This window comes from Massilia pseudoviolaceinigra (genome assembly GCF_030846505.1).
Classification (GTDB): Bacteria; Pseudomonadota; Gammaproteobacteria; order Burkholderiales; family Burkholderiaceae_D; genus Telluria_A; species Telluria_A violaceinigra.
Genome location: NZ_JAVCWL010000010.1, coordinates 113,084 through 131,406, shown reverse-complemented (window position 1 = coordinate 131,406; position 18,323 = coordinate 113,084). Strand labels below are relative to the sequence as shown.

General features: G+C 64.4%; 19 protein-coding genes. 7 read left to right on the top strand and 12 right to left on the bottom strand.

Annotated elements, in window-relative coordinates; genetic code table 11:
* Positions 1-14 precede the first annotated feature (14 nt).
* From RBA40_RS11995 to RBA40_RS11985, 3 genes are all read right to left on the bottom strand, one after another.
* Positions 15-947, bottom strand: a complete 933-nt coding sequence (locus tag RBA40_RS11995; RefSeq protein ID WP_099880994.1) for a YihY/virulence factor BrkB family protein — start codon at positions 945-947, stop codon at positions 15-17.
* Between the two features lie 63 nt (positions 948-1,010).
* On the bottom strand, positions 1,011-2,030 hold the full coding sequence (locus RBA40_RS11990) for an OmpA family protein (RefSeq protein ID WP_510184482.1): 1,020 nt from the start codon (positions 2,028-2,030) through the stop codon (positions 1,011-1,013).
* Between the two features lie 240 nt (positions 2,031-2,270).
* Positions 2,271-2,588: a collagen-like protein gene (locus RBA40_RS11985; RefSeq protein WP_306648093.1), complete on the bottom strand. Its 318-nt coding sequence runs from the start codon at positions 2,586-2,588 to the stop codon at positions 2,271-2,273.
* Between the two features lie 341 nt (positions 2,589-2,929).
* Between RBA40_RS11985 and RBA40_RS11980 the strand changes: the two genes are divergently transcribed.
* From RBA40_RS11980 to RBA40_RS11965, 4 genes are all read left to right on the top strand, one after another.
* A complete protein-coding gene (locus RBA40_RS11980; protein WP_099880988.1) occupies positions 2,930-3,541 on the top strand; it encodes a winged helix-turn-helix domain-containing protein in 612 nt (203 codons plus the stop codon).
* A 343-nt stretch (positions 3,542-3,884) separates the two neighbouring features.
* Positions 3,885-4,637 (top strand): glutathione peroxidase, encoded by a 753-nt coding sequence (locus RBA40_RS11975; RefSeq protein ID WP_306648092.1) that lies wholly within the window; start codon positions 3,885-3,887, stop codon positions 4,635-4,637.
* A gap of 52 nt (positions 4,638-4,689) precedes the next feature.
* Complete coding sequence (locus RBA40_RS11970; protein ID WP_306648091.1) at positions 4,690-5,583, top strand: M90 family metallopeptidase; 894 nt, start codon at positions 4,690-4,692, stop codon at positions 5,581-5,583.
* A gap of 68 nt (positions 5,584-5,651) precedes the next feature.
* Entirely contained in the window at positions 5,652-7,004 is a 1,353-nt protein-coding gene (locus tag RBA40_RS11965; RefSeq protein ID WP_306648165.1) for an ATP-binding protein, read from the top strand.
* 63 nt (positions 7,005-7,067) lie between these two features.
* On the opposite strand, the gene RBA40_RS11960 is transcribed toward RBA40_RS11965, so the two are convergent.
* From RBA40_RS11960 to RBA40_RS11935, 6 genes are read right to left on the bottom strand one after another with little or no spacing between them, the layout of a single operon-like run.
* Entirely contained in the window at positions 7,068-7,595 is a 528-nt protein-coding gene (locus tag RBA40_RS11960) for a response regulator (RefSeq protein ID WP_306648090.1), read from the bottom strand.
* Between the two features lies 1 nt (position 7,596).
* Positions 7,597-8,928, bottom strand: a complete 1,332-nt coding sequence (nosR, locus tag RBA40_RS11955; protein ID WP_306648089.1) for a response regulator c-di-GMP phosphodiesterase, NosR family — start codon at positions 8,926-8,928, stop codon at positions 7,597-7,599.
* Positions 8,925-10,409, bottom strand: coding sequence for a PAS domain-containing sensor histidine kinase (locus RBA40_RS11950; protein ID WP_306648088.1), 1,485 nt, complete (start codon positions 10,407-10,409; stop codon positions 8,925-8,927). Before RBA40_RS11950 ends, nosR begins: the two co-directional genes overlap by 4 nt.
* A gap of 28 nt (positions 10,410-10,437) precedes the next feature.
* Positions 10,438-11,277 (bottom strand): HDOD domain-containing protein, encoded by an 840-nt coding sequence (locus RBA40_RS11945; RefSeq protein WP_306648087.1) that lies wholly within the window; start codon positions 11,275-11,277, stop codon positions 10,438-10,440.
* The gene (locus RBA40_RS11940; RefSeq protein ID WP_306648086.1) at positions 11,277-11,606 is read right to left on the bottom strand and encodes a hypothetical protein; all 330 of its coding nucleotides are present in this window, start codon (positions 11,604-11,606) and stop codon (positions 11,277-11,279) included. Before RBA40_RS11940 ends, RBA40_RS11945 begins: the two co-directional genes overlap by 1 nt.
* A complete protein-coding gene (locus tag RBA40_RS11935) occupies positions 11,603-14,152 on the bottom strand; it encodes an EAL domain-containing protein (protein WP_306648085.1) in 2,550 nt (849 codons plus the stop codon). Before RBA40_RS11935 ends, RBA40_RS11940 begins: the two co-directional genes overlap by 4 nt.
* Before the next feature lie 216 nt (positions 14,153-14,368).
* Between RBA40_RS11935 and RBA40_RS11930 the strand changes: the two genes are divergently transcribed.
* Both RBA40_RS11930 and RBA40_RS11925 read left to right on the top strand, forming a co-directional pair.
* Positions 14,369-14,926, top strand: coding sequence for a hypothetical protein (locus RBA40_RS11930; RefSeq protein ID WP_306648084.1), 558 nt, complete (start codon positions 14,369-14,371; stop codon positions 14,924-14,926).
* 233 nt (positions 14,927-15,159) lie between these two features.
* Positions 15,160-15,579 carry a hypothetical protein gene (locus tag RBA40_RS11925; RefSeq protein WP_306648083.1) on the top strand — a complete coding sequence of 140 codons (420 nt, stop codon included), beginning with the start codon at positions 15,160-15,162 and terminating at the stop codon, positions 15,577-15,579.
* 6 nt (positions 15,580-15,585) lie between these two features.
* Here the strand turns inward: RBA40_RS11925 and RBA40_RS11920 are convergent, their stop codons facing one another.
* The gene (locus tag RBA40_RS11920; RefSeq protein WP_306648082.1) at positions 15,586-16,434 is read right to left on the bottom strand and encodes a universal stress protein; all 849 of its coding nucleotides are present in this window, start codon (positions 16,432-16,434) and stop codon (positions 15,586-15,588) included.
* Positions 16,435-16,570: 136 nt separating this feature from the next.
* Between RBA40_RS11920 and phbB the strand changes: the two genes are divergently transcribed.
* On the top strand, positions 16,571-17,317 hold the full coding sequence (gene phbB, locus RBA40_RS11915; protein WP_306648081.1) for an acetoacetyl-CoA reductase: 747 nt from the start codon (positions 16,571-16,573) through the stop codon (positions 17,315-17,317).
* 5 nt (positions 17,318-17,322) lie between these two features.
* Here phbB and RBA40_RS11910 read toward each other — a convergent pair whose 3' ends face one another.
* Complete coding sequence (locus RBA40_RS11910; RefSeq protein WP_306648080.1) at positions 17,323-17,685, bottom strand: TraR/DksA family transcriptional regulator; 363 nt, start codon at positions 17,683-17,685, stop codon at positions 17,323-17,325.
* A 192-nt stretch (positions 17,686-17,877) separates the two neighbouring features.
* On the bottom strand, positions 17,878-18,321 hold the full coding sequence (locus RBA40_RS11905; RefSeq protein ID WP_306648079.1) for a hypothetical protein: 444 nt from the start codon (positions 18,319-18,321) through the stop codon (positions 17,878-17,880).
* Positions 18,322-18,323 lie beyond the last annotated feature (2 nt).

Below are 18,323 nucleotides of genomic sequence, written 5' to 3'. Positions count from 1 at the left end.
AGATGTGGACAGGCTCAGCGAATCCGCGTCACCTTCGCCGCCGCCGTCTGCCCGCCACCGGTCACTTCATCCGGCTTGTGCTTCAGGCTGCCCAATTGCAGCGCATACTGGCGCGCGAACTCCGCACCCAAAAAGAAAATCTGCGCCGAGTAGTACACCCACAGCAGCAGGGCGATCATCGACCCGGCCGCGCCGAAGCTGTTGGCCACGCCGCTGTTACCGATATACAGCCCGATGACGAATTTTCCCAGGGTGAACAAGGCCGCCGTCCCCAGCGCGCCGATGGTCACGTCGCGCCATGACAGCTTGATGCGCGGAAGCATTTTGTAGATCACGCCGAACAGGGTGGCGATCACCAGGAAGCTGATCCCCCACGACACCCACGACAGCAGCACCGCCGCATCTTTCCACAAACCATTCATGTACTTTTCCAGCACCGCCAGCGCGGCGCTGACCACCAGCGAGACCATCAGCAAAAAGCCCAGCACCAGTATCAGCCCGAACGACAGCAGGCGCGTGCGCAGGATGTCCCACCACGTGGCATCGGTCGAGGCCGGTACCGCCCAGATTTCATCGAGGCTATCCTTGAGTTCGGAAAACACGGTGGTCGCGCCGAACAGCAGCAGGGCGGTGGCGATGACGGTGGCCCAGATCCCGCTTTCCTTGTTTTGTGCGCCTGCGAGTACCAGCTGGATCGCTTCCGCGCCCTGCTTGCCGACCAGCCCCCTGAGCTCGTTGAGCAGTTGCCCCTGGGCCGCTTCGGCGCCATAGAAGAAACCGGCGATGGCAATCACCAGCACCAGGATCGGCGCCATCGAAAACAGGGTGTAGAACGCCAGTGCCGCGCCCTTGCTGGCGGCGCGGTGGGCGAACCATTCGGTGACTGCGCAGCGCATCACGCGCGCCAGTTGTTTGGAGTACGGCACCCATTCTTTGATTTCGATCATATGTCTTCCTAAAATTTGCGCGAGGGGCGCGCGCCCCCCCGAAAAACAGGCCGCGGCCCTTGCTTATTGAACGCGTCGTTCGATGGTGATCTGTTCGACTTCAACGCGGCGGTTCGGTTCCAGGCACTTGATCAGGTCGGCGCGCCGCTTGTCGGTACAGGTGACGAGCGGGTTGGCTTCGCCCTTGCCGTAGGCTTTCAGGCGCGCACCGTCGATGCCCTTGGCGACCAGATAGTCGCGCACCGCGTTGGCGCGCCGCTCCGACAGCTTGAGGTTGTATTGCTCCGAACCGAGCCGGTCGGCGTAACCGGTAATGTCGACGTCGGTGATGCTCGGATCGGCCTGCAGGGCGGCGGCGATGTCGTCCAGGCGCGTCTGCGTCACGTTGAGTGTGGCACTGTCGAAGGCGAACAGCTCGGTGGCGGTCAGCGTGACTTTTTCGAAACGGGTCGGCGGTGGTGGCGGTGGCGGTGGCGCGACCGGCTCCGGCGGCGTGACGGCTGGTGGCGGCGCCGGCGTTGGCGGGGGAGCCGGCGGGGCCGGCTTGCTGAAGGCGTAGTTCAAACCGATCGTCAGGTATTTGTTGTTGCTGCGGCCGAAACCGAACGCATCGTCGGCGCGCAGGCGCCCGCGCACGGTGCGCAGGTCGGCCTGCATCGACCACTGGTCCGTCATGCCCAGCTGGAAGCCGATGCCGGCGGTCGCGTAGGGCGATGTTTTGCTGACCCTGCGCAATGGATTGTCGACCCGGTCGCGCTGGGCGCCGACGCCGATCAGCAGGAAGGGCCGGAAGTTCTGGCGCGACAGCATCAGCAGCGCGTCGGCGCCCAGCAGGCTCTGGCGATAGTGGTAGCGGCCTTCTTCGGCGCGGGCGTGGGTGGCGCCGATCTGCACATCCCACATTTCGGAGAGCGGTTTGCCGAATTTGAGCCCGCCGCCGTAGTCGCGCTCGCTCACGCCGAAATCCTGGTCGGGCTTGAACGCGTTGGCGCTGGGCTGGATGTACCACGCGGGGTTGATGTCTTGCGCAAAGGCCAGTCCGGCGCTACACAACAGCGCCGCCGCTAGGGCCGTCTTTTTCATTTTGTTCACAGGGAACTCCTATTCGATGGGTCAGTAGATATGTCATCACTGATGCGAGGCAGTGTGACGTTCGACTTGAGATTAAGCGGGGGAGTTCAATGCAACCGTTCGATAGCGCACCGTGATGGTGGACTTGTCTTTTTAATACAACGATTTGTGCGAGTGCCAACAAAAATCGCGCCGGACCAGGCGCAAACCTGGTCCGGCGCGATGTTGTCGCGCGAAAAATAGCCGGGGCTATTAGTTCGTTTTTTCCGGAACGACGATCACGGTGTCGCCGCCGGTCTTGCCGGTGTCGCCCTTGGAACCGTCCATGCCTGGTGCGCCCGGGGTGCCTGGCGTACCTGCGGCACCAGCGGTGCCAGTGGCGCCGGAAGTGCCGTCGGTACCGGCAGCGCCGGGAGCGCCGGGAGCGCCAGGAGCGCCGGCAGGGCCAGGTACGGCAACCGGAACTTCAACGGTTGGGGTAACAACGGTTGCAGGTGGGTTAACAGTGGTTTTTTCGCATGCGGTCAGACCGGCGATTGCCAACAGTGCTGCCAGAAGTGTCGTTTTCATGGTGGTTTCCTTTTATAAGTGTCTGGTGCCGGGCGGCAGGCAGACTGAACGTCAATGAAGTCATTGCACACACAATGTTGTGCGAACGGGGCCAGAATACGGTGTTGTATTGATGGAATCTGTACGCCAACGCACACAGCCGGACCCGTCATCACAATTGCAACGATGAAAAGATGATCATAGGAAGTAAATTGTGCGAAATGTTCGATGGCGCACAGACCATCGATGTCCACGCAGGCAATCTTGTACCCAGATGTGCGGAACCGAATTATTGTCAGGCTGTCAAACGACATGTACCGGGTCCGGACGACATGACTATCTCTTCTCTTGGAGTACTCAACATGCATGCAACGACACAGCACCACAATGCGGCCCAAGGCGACATGACCACATTGCACACTTCCGCCAACTCTACGCTGATCGAGCGCGTAGCGCCCCAGCCAGCCGAGCGCGCCCCGATCTCGATGGCCCCGATCGAACGCGTGCGTTCGACCTCGGCCACCCAGCGCCGCATCGAAAATATGCAGAAACTGATCGGCGAATTGTCGACTCACGAAATGCTGGCCGATGAAATCGCCTGGTTCCTGAAGTTTTCGCCGTCCGGCGCGCGTAAATACATCCGCGATCTGCGCGAAGCGGGCGTGATTGAACTGGCGCGCTATATTGAAGGCACCGCTACCTACCTGGGCAAGGCCGTGTACCAGATCTCGCCTGATCCGGAACGCGTCAAGGCTTTCCTGGCCGCGATCGTGCAGCCGAAACGCGAAGGCGCCGCACCGCGCAAGGAGCGTCCAGGGCTGCGCGAGCAAAGCATGGCAGGCACGGGCCGTCACTTCCATATCCTGGCTGATGACACCCACTATGCCATCCGCGTCAATCGCAGCCCGGTGGCGCGCGACCCGCTCGTCGCCGCCCTGTTCGGCGCAGCACCGTCGGCCAAAGAACAGGCTTGATGCTGCGCTGAGCGGTCCCCGCGGCGCCTGGTTGCACCGCGCCTGGTTGCACCGCGCCTGGTTGCACCGCGCCTGCCGCCACCTCCCGGTTGGGTTGCAGGGAAGGGTCCGTTCACCTCTCGTATCGTCCAGACAGGGCTGGCGCAGTCCGGCCCCCGTTTTTTGCGTGACCTTCGCGTCACCTTCGCGTGTCCGCCTTCGCGCTTCCCCTTCGCGGCAGTGCGGCACAGGCACGTCTGCTGTTTTTCTGTCATCCCCACCAATTGAAAACCCCTGAACCAGCCCCACTTGTGGCGGTGCGGGGATGCTTTGCTGTCCCAATCACTTACCAAAAGGAACACCCATGTTACCGACGCCAGAATCGCTGGAAGGCAAGCCCGTGCCGAATGTGACGTTCAAGGCCAGGCCCAACGACCAGTGGAAAGACCTCACCACCGACGAGCTGTTCAAGGGCAAGACGGTTGTCCTGTTTTCGCTGCCCGGGGCTTACACGCCGACCTGTTCTTCCACCCATTTGCCGCGCTATAACGAACTGGCGCCCGTGTTCAGGCAAAACGGGGTCGACGAGATCATGTGCATTTCGGTCAACGATGCCTTCGTGATGAACGAGTGGAAAGGCGGGCAGGATGCGGAGAACATCACCGTGATCCCGGACGGCAATGGCGACTTCAGCCAGGGCATGGGCATGCTGGTCGACAAGCGCAACCTGGGTTTCGGCATGCGCTCGTGGCGTTATTCCATGCTGGTCAAGGATGGCATGATCCAGAAGGTGTTCATCGAGCCGGACAAGGAAGGCGACCCGTTCGAAGTGTCGGACGCCGAAACCATGCTGCGTTTCATTAACCCGACCGTGCAGATTCCGGAACCGGTGGTGGTGTTTTCCAAGCCCGGCTGCCCGCATTGCGCGCGCGCCAAGGCCACGCTCAAGGCGCATGGCCTCAACTTCACCGACATCATGCAGAACCAGAAGATCAATTCCAGCGTGCTGCGCGCCGTGTCGGGCCAGTCGACCTGGCCGCAAGTGTTCATCGGCGGCAAGCTGGTCGGCAATGCCGACGCGGTCGACGCCTATTTCGGCGCTCCCAAGGCGGCGTAAGCCCCGGCCGCGCCGGGCCTCGTTTTCGTACCCCACCCCGACAAGGAACAAGATGGAAGCGCTGCTCTGGACCACCGCCATCATGGTGGCAATCGCGCTCGGCATGAGCTATCCCGGCTGGCGCCTCAAGCGCGCGCTGGCCCAGCCTTTTCCGCCGGCGTGGCTGGACATACTCGAACGTAATATCCCGATTTATCGTCGCATGCAGCCCGAGCTGCAGGCGCAGTTGCAGCGGCTGGTACAGCAATTCCTGTTCCAGAAAAAATTCGTCGGCTGCGAAGGGCTGGAAGTGGACGATGAAATCCGCGTCACCATCGCCGGCCAGGCTTGCCTGCTGCTGCTTAACCGCTACACCCGCGTGTACCGCAAGTTGCACACCATCCTGGTGTACCCGAGCGCCTTCCTGGTGCCGCGCAACCATGCCGACGAAGCCGGCATCGTGAACCCGGTGCGCCAGGAACTGCTGGGCGAATCGTGGGGCGATGGCCGCGTGGTGTTGTCCTGGGACCACGTCCAGCGCGGCGCGGGCGACTGGACCGATGGCCAGAATGTGGTGCTGCACGAATTCGCGCACCAGCTCGACAGTGAATCGGGCAGCAACAATGGCGCGCCCTTCCTCGGCCATCCGGGCAGTTACCGCAACTGGTCCGAGGTGCTGTCGCGCGATTTCAACAACCTGCGCCACGAAGCCATGTCTCGCCGTCAAAGCGTGCTCGACCACTACGGCGCGGTCAGCCCCGCCGAATTCTTTGCCGTTGCCACGGAAACGTTTTACGAGAAGCCCTGGCAGATGGCCGAACGCCATGCTGAACTGTTCGACCAGTTCCAGCAATACTACCGGGTCGACCCGCGCGCCTGGCTGGCGCCGCCCGCCCCGGAACCGGACGCCGGGCACGAACCGGAATCACCGCCGTCCTACGGCACCGTGTACGGGCAATGGCAATGAGAGTGGCGCTGTCCTGAATACTCGTTCATAATTGCCTGAAGCACTTTCCCACGGGATCGATCATGGCGATGCAGTTCGAGGAATTTGAATCCTTTACGTCCGACACGCCGCCCGCGGCGCGCGCGCCGGGCGCGGACGCCGCCTCGCCCCTGGTGCGGCTCCAATATCTGATCGACAATACCCCGGCCATCATCTACTGCACCGTGCCCAGCGGCGACTTCAAGATGACATTCGTGAGCAACAATGCCTACAATGTGCTGGGCTACCGGCCCGAAGACATGGTGGCCGATCCCAATTTCTGGTTCGACCATATTCATCCGGACGACGCGCCGGCGATTTTCTCCAGCCTGGCGCTGGTGTTCGTGGAAGGCCAGCGCGCCTACGAGTACCGCTTCCGCGCCGCCGACGGCGGCTACCTGTGGATGCACGACACCTTGCGCCTGATCCGCGACGAGCAGGGCGCGCCGCTCGAAGTGATCGGCGCGCTCACCGACATCACGATCCGCAAGACCATGGAAGAGGCGCTCTACAGCAAGGGCCAGGAACAGCAGTTGCTGATCGGGCGTTTGCAGGAAGCGCAGAACCAGTTGCTGCAGTCGGAAAAGATGGCGTCGATCGGCCAGCTGGCCGCCGGCATCGCGCACGAGATCAACAATCCGGTCGGCTTCGTCAATTCCAACATGGGCACCTTGCAAAAGTATGTGGCGACCCTGTTCGGCGTGGTGCGCGAGTACGATGCCGCCATTGCCGCGCACAGCCCGCCGCCGGCGCTGGCCAAGGCCATCGCCCAGATCGGCAAGAGCGCCGACCTGGAATTTTTGCAGGACGATGCGACCGACCTGGTGCGCGAGTCGATGGATGGACTCAAGCGGGTCAAGGATATCGTGCAGGCGCTCAAGGATTTCTCGCATGTGGGCGAGAATGAATGGCAGGTGGCCGACCTCCATCACGGGCTCGACAGCACGCTGAATATCGTCTCCAACGAGATCAAGTACAAGGCCACGGTGGACAAGCAGTACGGGCAGTTGCCCCCGGTGACCTGCCTGGCGTCGCAGCTCAATCAGGTGTTCATGAATTTGCTGGTCAATGCCGGCCATGCGATCAAGGACAAGGGCGTGATCACGATCCGCACCGGCGCCGAAGACGACTGGGTGTGGATCGCGGTGAGCGACACCGGCTGCGGAATCGCGCAAGAGCATCTGAACCGGATTTTCGAGCCGTTTTTTACCACCAAGCCGGTGGGCAGCGGCACCGGTCTGGGCTTGTCGCTATCGTACGGGATCGTGAACAAGCACGGTGGACGGATCGAAGTGGCCTCGACGCCGGGGGAGGGGACCACGTTTACGGTGCGCTTGCCGGTGGTGCCGCCGGCGGCGGTGTCGCCAGGGGCGGAGCCGGGGATGGCTGGCGCGGCGGCATAGGCCCGGTTTCCCGGGTCGCAGCCGTGCCGGCTCTGGCACTGCCAGAACCCACGGGGCTGGTAGCTACATGATAATTTCCCCGTTCGGCCCCCACTTCACCTTCAGCAGCCCCGGTTCCTCTTCCTCCATTTTGCGCAACGCGAGTTCCTCCTTGCTCAGGGTTCCCTCCTGCACGCGCTGGCGGTCGGCCAGCTGGTGCTGCTTGCGCAGCGAATCGCGGTATTCGAAGGCCAGGCGGATGTTTTCCCGTAAATCCCCCACCTGCCACGGCTTGGGAATAAAGCGAAACACCTGGGCGTCGTTGATCGCACTGGTCACCGTCTCGAACTCGGTCGAGGCCGATAAAATCATGCGCACCGTGTCCGGCGCCACTTCCTTGATCGCGTGCAAAAATTCCACGCCCGTCATCTGCGGCATCCGGAAATCGGAAATCACCAGATCGAAGGTGCATTCGGCGCAGCGGGTCAGCGCATCGAAGGGATCGGTAAACGTTTCAATATGCAGGTCCTCGATTTCCAGGTGCTGGCGCATGGCGCGTACCAGTGCGTTCAGGACATTGATTTCATCATCGACTAAAAGAATTCGGCGCATGTCAGTCCTCCTTCGGTGGTGCAGGCCACACCCAGATATTCAGGCGGACCTCGTTCTTGATTTCAAAATCCTGGACTTGCTGGATCAGGCGCTCGTCGAGCACATGGTCGGCCGAGAGCAGCATGAAGCCTTCCGGGCTGACCAGGTCGCGCGATAGCGTCATGCCCGGAGTCAGGTACTTGGCCACGGTGGCCAGGTCGCGTACTTTTTCCACCTTGTCGCCATCCATCAGCGAGCGGAATGCCGCCACCACCTTGGGGTCGTAGCGCTTGCCCACGGCGTCGTAGACGATCTGCTTGGCGTCGGGCGCGAGCACCTTGCGCTGCAGCAGCGCGCCGATCTGCAGGTTGTCGTAGTCCGAGGCCAGCGCCAGGATGCGCGCACCGAGGGGAATCAAAGGACCGGCTATGCCGTCCGGAAAACCGCCGCCGTCGAAGCGCTCCATATGGGCGCGCAGCAAGGCCGCCACCCCGCGCAAGTCGTCCAGCGGCATCAGGAGCTGCTCGGCGCGCAGCGGGTGCTTGCGGAACACCCCCAGCATGTCGCCGGCCAGCAGGTTGACCGGCATCGCCAGCAAGTCGTCGGGAAACCCGATCTTGCCGATGTCGTGCAGCAGCGCGGCAATGAACACTTCCTGGGTCGCGTTCGCATCGAGCCCGAGCTTGACGGCGATGCGCCGCGCCAGGTCGGCCACCCGGCGCGAATGTCCCGCCAGGTTCCCGCCCCGCATCTCGATCATGCTCGAGAGGATCTTGATGGTGGTGATGAAGTTGCTTTTGAGTTTTTTGTTGGTCTCGAGGATGGTGTCGCGTGAACTGCGCAGCTCTTCGGTGCGGATCTCGACCTTCGCTTCCAGGCTCTGGTTAAGCGTCTTGAGTTCGTCGTTCTGGCGCAGGGTCAAGGCTTCCAGGCGCGCCTTTTCCTGCTCCAGCGCATGGCGCTCGAGACCGTGGCGTACCACCAGCAGGATATCGTTGTCGTCCCACGGCTTGGTGATGTAGCGGTAGATTTCGCCGCGGTTGATCGCCGCCAGGATCGAGGATACGTCCGAGTAGCCGGTCAGCAGCAGGCGCACGGTGTCGGGCCAGCGCTGGCGCACATGTTCGAGGAATTTGGCGCCGTCCATTTCCGGCATGCGCATGTCGGAAATGACCAGGTCCACTTTTTCCTGTTCCAGGATGGCCAGGCCGGCCGCGCCGCTCTCGGCCACCAGCACCCGGTAGCCTTCCGGGCGAAACAGGCGGCGCAGCGCCGACAGGATGTTCGGTTCGTCGTCGACGCACAGCACGGTGGCCGGAGGTGGGGCAAGATCGTCGGTCAGGCTGTCTGTCATGGGCTGGGCTCCTCGCTTGCCTGGGTGGTCTGGCGCACCGGCAAGACGATGCGGAAGGTGGTGCCACGCCCCACCTCGCTGTCGACGTCGATGCTGCCACGGTGTTTTTGAATGATGCCGTAGGCCAGGGACAGGCCCAGGCCGGTTCCCTTGCCCACGGGCTTGGTGGTGAAGAAGGGATCGAAGATGCGCGACAGGTTTTCGCGCGCGATCCCGCCGCCGTTGTCGGCAACCTCGATCCACACCTGTTCGCCCTCGGTCCCGGCTTCAAGGCCCTGGCTGGTGCCGGTGCGCACCGTGATCGTGCCGCGCCGCTCGCTCATCGCATGGGCCGCGTTGACCACCAGGTTCATGATCACCTGGTTCACCTGCGAAGGCAGGCATTCGATGTCGGGAATGGCGCCGTACTGCTTGACCACGTCGGCCTTGTACTTGACCTCGTTGGAGACGATGTTCAGGGTCGAATCGATGCCGCCGTGTATGTTCGCCCACACCCAGTCCTGGTTGGCGTCGACCCGCGAGAAATCCTTCAGGTCTTGCACGATATGGCGCACGCGCACGATGCCTTCCTTCGATTCGCTCATCAGGACGGGAATATCTTCGCGCAGGAAATCGAGGTCGAGCGTCTTGCGCATCGCCGCCAGCCGGGCCGCCGTTTCCGGACTGGCTTCGGTTTCCGACTCCTGGTACACATGCAGCATGTCGAACAGCTGGTCGAGGTAGCTTTGCAGGGTGCCGAAATTGGAAAAGATGTAGCCGATCGGGTTGTTGATCTCGTGCGCCACGCCGGCCGCCAGCTGCCCGATCGAGGCCAGCTTTTCCGATTGCACCAGCTGCTCCTGGGCCATCGACAGCTTGGCGTTCAGTTCGGTCAGGGCGAGGTGCTTGGCGCGCAGTTCGGCGTCGGCGATCTGGCGCTGGCGCAGGTCGTCCTCCAGCCGTTCGTTGGCTTCGGCCAATTGGGCCGTGCGTTTCTCGATCAGGTGTTCGAGGTTGTCGTGGGCGCGCCGCAGGGCGTTTTCGGCCACCCGCCGCTCGGTGACGTCGCGCATGGTTTCGATCGCGCCGACCACCTGGCCGGAGGCGTCGCGCAGGGGCGCGGCGGTGAAGTGCAGCCAGTGCCCGCCCACGCCCAGGTTCTCGAAAAAGCCTTCGGTTTCGTAGGCGCCGGGAATGAGGGCCGACTGGCGGTGCGCGGCCAGGCCGGCGCCGTCGCCCGAGACGATCATGTCCGACAGCATCTGGCGCTCGTGCGTGTAAAAGGCCACGCCGTGGTTGCGCGTGCCGATCATCGCTTCGGTGCTCCAGCCGAGCAGGTGTTCGCAGGCCTTGTTCCAGTGCGTGATGGTGTGCTCGTGGTCGATCACGAAGGTGGCCACCGGGTGGCCGTCGAGCAGTTCGGACAGGGCAATCCCGCCGCCGCCGCCGTCGTCGGCGCTGGCGGGCAGGCTGGTGTGGAATGGGTGTTCGCGGTTGGGCATGTTGATGGCCTTTATGGCACGCGTCGCGCTAGGTGACGAGGATCTGGCACATATCGACAAAGGTCGACTCGGAATCGCGGAACAGTTTGGCGCAGTCGGCTTCGCTCAGCGCCAGGCTCACCCACAGCGCCTGCGACAGCGGCGGCACCAGGTCGTCTTGCTCGCCGGACAGGTCGAGCGCGTGCGCGAAGACGTTGGCGGCGTTGATCAGCAGCGGCAGGGTCGGGGTACCGGCGCTGTCGAGCTGGTGGTGGTTGGCCACCGCTTCCTGCATGGCGGCCGGGAACTTCCAGTAGGCGGCCAGGGCCGCGCCGGCCATCGCGTGGTCGATCCCGATCACGCTGCGCTCGGCCTCGAGGATGTAGCAATCGTGCTCCTTGCGGTAAGCCAGCATGGCCGCGTACTCGGCGGGGAAGCGCGTGGCCAGCACCAGGGTGCCGATATCGTGCAGCAGGCCGGCCGTGAATGCGGTGTCGGGATTGAGTTTCAGGTGCACCGCCAGCAGCTTGGCGCACACCGCCGTGGCCACCGAATGGCGCCAGAAAGCCTGGAAATTGACGCCGCCGCTGGCGCTGGCGGGAAAGCTGCCGGTCACCGCGCACGCCGTCACCAGGGTGCGGATGCTGTGAAAGCCCAGCACCGAAATGGCCTGGTGGATGGTGGTCACCTTCGATGACATGCCGTAGAACGAGGAGTTGGCCAGGCGCAGCGTCTTGGCCGTGAGCGACTGGTCGAGCGCGATCTTGGCGCCCAGGACGTGCACGTCGATATCTTCCTGGTCCATGGTCGAGAGCAGTTCCACCACCACCGTCGACAGCGAGGGCAGGTCGCGGATGCGTTTGACGACGTCGTCGAGCGAGGTAGCCATCAGCAGCTCCCGCGGTAGGCCAGCAGGCGCTCGTAGAGCACCGAGTTGGCGCTGGCGGGCGCAGCGGGGAGGCAACGCCGGAACAGGTGTTCCAGGCGCGCGCACTGGCGTTCGCGTTCGGCGCGCACGGCCGCCTCGTCGACCGGCGGCGCGGCGCCCACCACCTGCACCTGCTCGATGCCGCGCCGGCGCAGCGAGGCCAGCGACGAGGCACTGAGGGTGGCGCCTGCCGGCAGCAGCACGCCGCCGCCGGCGTCGCGCAAATCCTGGGCCAGCACCATGCCTTCGCTGGCGTCATCGATGTCGATGGTTTCTTCGGCAGGCGTCATTCGGTTTCCTCGCACACGCTAATGGTGATCAGGCTGCCGCGCGATTGGGAATTCGCGCCCATGGGGTGCGCCACCACCTGGTAGCAGCATCCGTTGATATCGACCTGGTGGCTGCCGCTGGGGGCCAGGCCGTCCGGAAACAGTTCGGGCAGGACGATTTCAGCCTCATTGCCGAGTATGGCACCATTCTGGCGGAACATGCGCTCGGCTGCATCGTTCACGAAGGCCACCATGCCATCGTCGTCGAGCCCGATCACCGCCAGCGGCACGAACTGCAGCAGTTCGCGCGCCACGTTCAAGCTGATCTCGTCGCGCGTGATCTGCTGCTGCTTCTGGCGCAGCACGTCTTCCATGCGCCGGTTGGCCGCCGCCAGCTCGTGGTTGGCGGTGCGCAGCTCCAGGTTCAGGCGTTCGTTGTCGTCGGCGATTTCCTTGAGCCGGAACGCTTCGGCGATGTGGCCGCGCAGCTGCTCGTCGTCCCAGGGCTTGGTGAGGAACTTGAAGATCGCGCCCTCGTTGACGGCATCGGTCACCGATTGCAGTTCGGTGTAGCCCGACAACATGATGCGGATCGTGTCCGGATACAGTCCCTTGGCCGCGCGCAGGAAGTCGGCGCCGATCATGCCCGGCATGCGCTGGTCCGACACGATCACGTCGACCGCGTTGGCGGCCAGCACGTCGAGCCCTTCCTGGCCGCTGTTGGCCGACAGGATCTGGTAACCGTCGCGCCGCAGCAGGCGCTTCAGGGCCGAGACGATGTTTTGCTCGTCGTCCACCAGCAGCAGGGTGCGCGGCTGCTTCTGGATGCGCAGCAGATGCGGCGGGACCGCATGGCGCGCAGCCAGCATGCCGGCCACTTCCTCGCGGTCGCACGGCTTGGCCAGAAAATAGCCCTGGATCTGGTCGCACATATTGCGCCGCAAGAAGTCGCACTGGGCTTCCGTTTCCACCCCCTCGGCCGCCACTTCGATGCCCAGGTGGTGCGCCATCGAAATGATGGTCTTGACCAGGGCGGCATCGTCGGCGCCGGTGACGATATTGCCGGTCAGGCCGCAGTCGATCTTGACCAGGTCGAGCGGGAAGCGCTTGAGGTGGTTGAGCGAGGAGTAGCCGGTGCCGAAGTCGTCCAGGGTCAGGCCGATGCCGAGCGCCTTTAACTGGGCCAGGGTGGCGTCGCTGGCGTGCAGGTCCTGCATCAGGGCCGCCTCGGTGATTTCCAGCGACAGCTGGGATGGCGCGATGCCCGACTGCGCCAGCGCGTCGGCCACCGCCTGGGGCAGGGCGGCGTCGCGGAACTGCTTGGGCGAGATGTTGATCGCCACCCGCACCGGCGCCAGGCCGGCCGTGCGCCAGGCCAGCATGTCTTCCATGGCGCGGCGCAGGCTCCAGTAGCCGAGCGCGGTGGTCAGGCCGGCCGCTTCGGCCAGCGGGATGAAGCGCCCGGCCGGAATGAGGCCCATCACCGGGTGTTGCCAGCGCACCAGTGCCTCCAGCGCGCAGATGGCGCCCAGCTGCAGGTCGGCCACCGGCTGGTACTGCAGCTGCAGCTGGCCTTCGATGAGGGCAACGCGCAGGGCCGCTTCCATCTGGGCCCGCTCGGCGGTGCGCTGGTTCATCTCGGGCGTGAAAAACTGCAGCTGGTTGCCGCCCAGGCCGAGCGCATGGGTGAGCGCCATGTCGGCGTAGCGCAGCAGGGTCACGCCATCGTCCGCGTCCTGCGGGTAGCGCGCAATGCCGATGCTGCAGCCGGCGTGCAGGCTCTGGCCGATCACGGGGAAGGGTGCGCCGATCACGCGCACGATGTGCTCGCACACGGCCTGCACCTGCGCGGTACTCTCGATCTCATCGAGCACCAGGACGAACTCGTTGCCGCCGTGGCGGGACAAGGTGTCCTGCGGGCGCATGCAGCCCTGGATGCGCATGGCCACGCTGATCAGCAACTGGTCGCCGGCCACGTAGCCGAGGCTTTCGTTGATCAGGTTAAAGCCGTCCAGCGCCAGGCACAGCACGGCCACCCCGTCCGCGTGCTGCCGGGCGCGCGCCATGGCCGCATGCAGGCGCTCGTTGAACAGGCTGCGGTTGGCCAGGCCGGTGAGGGCGTCGTGGGTGGACAGATGGGCCAGCAGGGCTTGCTGTTCGTGCAGCTCGCTGACGTTCTCGGCAATGCAGACCAGCTGGCGCGGGGTGGCGCCTTCACCTTCGCCCGGCACCGCGCTGATGGTCCACCGGCACCAGGGAGCACTGCCGCTGGCGCCGCCCACGCGCAGCAGCAGCGATGCGCTGGCGCCGCCGGCGGCCACTTGCGCCAGCGCCGCGCCGAAGGGTCCGCCAGGCTCGCTATCTTCGGCGCTGCCAAGCACGATGGCGCTGGTGCCGATCAGTTGCTCCGGCGTGCGGCCGCTGAGTTGGCAAAAGGCGGGGTTGACATCGAGGATGGGAAAGCCGGCGACGCTGGCATCGACCAGCAGCACGCCGTTCGTACACGCGGACAGGACCGCGGCGGCGGCGGGACTCGATCGTAAGGGATGCGCAGTGTCCAATTCCATCAGCGTCTTTCAATAAAGATTGCGAGCGTGCTGGGTCTTGCCAGGCAGGCGAACCAAGCCGCCGTACCGTCGATTTATATTATACGGAGAAATATTTACCGAACGGGAGGGAAAGATTTCTTTTTGTTGCGCCCCGGCCTTAGGTGCGTTTGCGTACAGAGGAAAGGGACGCACTGGGGCATGCTGGCACCATCATTAATGCAGGAGGAGTACAGCATGTCTACCATCGTTGCAGGTCATTTTCAACTTCAGGACGAGATCGATCACGCGCGCCGCGAGCTGGTGCGCGCCGGATTTTCCGAAGATCGCATTTCCGCCTTTTTCCTGAACCAGCCGGGTCAGCATGACCAGACCCCGATCGGCGGCGATCATCTCCAGTCTCCGGGCGCCAAGGAAACCCCGGAAGGCGTGCTGCAAGGCGCGGCCACCGGTGGCGCCGTCGGCGTGGCCGTGGGCGCGGCCACCGCCTTTGTCACCGGTCCGGCCGGTCCGATCGTGGGCGGCCTGGTCGGCGCGCACGTCGGCTCGCTGTTCAGCCTGTCTAAAATGAAGGATGCCGGCGAGAAGGAAGAGGGTAGCAATGAAAACCGTTACGAACCGCGCCAGTCCGGCATGCTGATCGCCGTGGCGGCCGACCAGCCGGACCAGGAAGCGCGCGCCATCGACGTGCTTCGCAAGCTCGGTTCGCACCATATCGAGCGCGCCAAGGGCACCATCGAAGGTGGCGACTGGACCGATTTCGATCCGCTCAGCTTGCCGGTGCTGGTGCAGTAAGCAGCGCCTGACGCCGCTGTCGGTTCATCGCCGACGGGAAGCGCGCCGCCCGGCCTTCGTGCCCGGCGGCGCGTTTGCATTTTGTTTACCTTTCATGCTGCCTGCAACAGCGTTCAGATAGCGCTTCCCAACGCGGGGTTTTTCGGTATTATGCTCTTTACATAGTGCATCCATGTACCAGTCCAGCCAGCGCATCCGCGCCGGTGGCTGCGTGCCGACGGGAGGACGCGACCATGAACCAAGCCTGGCTCACCCTGACGAGCATGGACGGACGCGACATCGCCGCGCCCACCGAGACGCAGCTGACGGCCGTTCTGGCCGAGCTGTACGCAGCGCCGCGCAAGACCCGGGGCAGGTCCAAGGCCAAGGCCGAGGCCGAGGCCAAGGCCGGGGCCAAGGGCAACGGTCCGCCCGAGTCTGCCCCCGAACCGGCCAGCGCGGCCCTGCGCTTCGGTTACGACGACGGTTTGATGTATGTGATCGAGGTAAGCCGCGGGGGCGCCATCCGCTTCGAGGAATGGTCCGACCGCGACTGCGAACTGGCGCTGGCGCCACCGCGCCGCATGAGCGCCGACCTGACCCTGGCGCAGCAGCTATGGTCGCTCATGGTGCGGCGCCAGGTCTCGCGCATCCGCGAACTCGACTGGCACTGACGCGGCTTAGTGCGCCATCAGCACCGGCACGCTCATCGACTCGAACAAGGTGCGCGTGACCCCGCCCAGGATGGTTTCGCGCACGCGCGAGTGGCCGTAGGCGCCCATCACCAGCAGGTCGGCATTTTTCCGGGCGGCCAGCGCCAGCAGCGCTTCGCCCACTTGCTGGCGCTTGTGCGCCAGCGCGTGCACCGCGAAATTGGCATGCACGCCATGCCGGGCCAGCCACGGACGCGGATCGGCCGCGCGCGCGTCGGCCGCCGTGTGGCTGGCGGGGCCGGTATCGAACACCGCCAGGTCGACCGCGACCGCCTGGCGCAGCAGCGGCAGCGCCAGTTGCAGCGCGCACGCCGCCTCGCGGCTGGCATCCCACGACACCAGCACGCGCTGCCCGACGCTGACGCGCTCGCCCGTAAACGGCACCATCAGCACCGGCTTGCCGGAGTGCAGTACCACATAGGCGGGCAGGTCGGCCAGCAGGCCGGGCCCGCCTTGGTCCGGATCGGACTGGCTCAGTACGATCACGTCGGCCACCCGGCCATGCAGGCACAGGCCGCCGCCGGCGTCATCGTCGATCACGCGCGCCTCGTGCGACGCCACCGCGGCCGCCTCGCAACGCTGGGTGAAGGCGGCCAGCGCTTGCTGCGCCTGCTCGCGTAGGAAACCCAGGTGCAGCGACAGGGTGGGGTCGCTCTGGCCGGGCGGCAGGCTGGGAAGAAGGGTGCGCGCGACCCCGGTCGGGGCCATGCCGATGAGGTGGCCGCCGCCACTGTTTGCCAGCGCGATCGCCACGCCGATGCGCGCGTACGCGGACGGACTGTCGTCAACGTGGACGAGGATGGTCTGATACCCCATGAATGCTCCTGTCTCGATGGACTTGATATCCATCATCTTAAACCATCTTTCCCAAAGCTTTGATATTGCTCAATGTTGCGCACGGTAAGCGCCCTAGACTTGGGCTCGGACTTCACCACGATGACAGGAAAGCATGATGGAAATCAAAAGAGTGGCTCTCGTAACCGGGGGCATGGGAGGTTTGGGAACAGCAATTTGCCAGCGCCTGCATCGGGCCGGCTTCAGCGTGGCGGCGACCTATTCGCCAAACAACAGTTCGCCTGAGGGCTGGCTGGCGGCGCAGCGCGATGAAGGCTATCGCTTCACCGCTTACAAGGCCGACGTGGGCGACTTTGCCGACAGTGAATGGATGGTGCAAAAACTCTTGTCCGAACAGGGGCGCCTGGATGTGCTGGTCAATAATGCCGGCATCACACGCGACCGCACTCTGGCCAAGATGCATCATGACGACTGGCTCGAGGTCATGCGCACCAATCTCGACAGCGTCTTCAACCTGTCCAAGCAGGTGATCGAGCCGATGATTGCCCAGGGCTGGGGCCGCATCATCAATATTTCCTCGGTTAACGGGCAAAAGGGCGCCTTCGGTCAGACCAACTATTCCGCGGCCAAGGCCGCGATGCACGGTTTCACCAAGGCGCTGGCGCTGGAAATGGCGCGCCATAGCGTCACCGTCAACACCGTCTCGCCCGGCTACCTGCGCACCAAGATGGTCACCGGGGTGCCGGACGAGGTGATGACGAGCCGCATCCTGCCGCAAATTCCCGTGGGACGGCTGGGCGAACCGGAGGAAGTGGCGGGCCTGGTCGCCTATCTGTCATCGGAAGAGGCGGCCTTCGTGACGGGCGCCAATATCGCCATCAACGGCGGGCAGCACATGGTCTGAGCGCGTCAGCGCTTCTCGGCGCGGGTCTGGCAGGCAATGCAGAGCCGCGCTTCCGGGCGCGCCTGCAGGCGCGAAAAGCCGATCGGACTGCCGCATTCCTCGCACTCGCCGTAGCTGCCATCCTCGATGCGCGCCAGCGCCTGGCGCAGCGTGCGCAGTTGCGCCACGTGGTGGCCGGCCGCTTCCAGCGCCAGGTCGTTGAGCAGGCGCACGGTAGCCTTGTCGGCGGGCGAGGTTTCGACCTCCTGCACCGCCAGGTCGCGCGGGCCGGACAGCACCTCGGCCCCATCGTGGCGCGCCAGGTCGGCCAGCCGCTGTTCGAGGACGGCTTTGAGGAGCGCAAGCTGCCCTGGTTCCAGTCCATTCATGATGACGCTCGGGAAAGTGAATGTTGGCACGGCCGCGTCACTGCACCTGGACGCGCGCGTGCTGATATCGAGTGTAGCGCGTTCGCGCGGCGCTGAATACCCGCGCACGCGCACGCAGCGTGCCGCCTTCGCGCGTCCGTTACACGGGTCTGTTACACGGGTCCGTTACACGGGTCCGTTACACGGGTTGGGCTACTGCCCCTTGACCGCCTTGATATGGTCTTGCACATTCTTGAGCGCGAGCGAGACCGTGCCGGGCACGCCGCTGGCCGCCGCGCCGGCCAGTGCCACCACGGACGCGACCAGTCCGGTGACATTGGCGATCGCGGTGATCTTGCGGATTTTTTCGGTCGCGTCGGCGGTCAGCGCCAGCACATGCTGCTGCGGCTGGCCCAGGCCCTTGAGCACGGCGCGGGCGGCGTCCAGGTACAGCGCATGCACGTGCTGGCGCAGCACCAGTTCTTCGTCGAGCAGGGCGAAGGCATGGTCGCGTTCCTCCTGGCTCAGCTTGGCGTCGGGCGGCGTGCGGATGGCAACCAGCGCGCGCTCATGCATGGCGGCGGCGCAGGCCGACAATTGCGCGGCCAGCGCCATGATGTCTGCCACACTGGCCAGTCCGTCTTGATCTGTTTTCATAG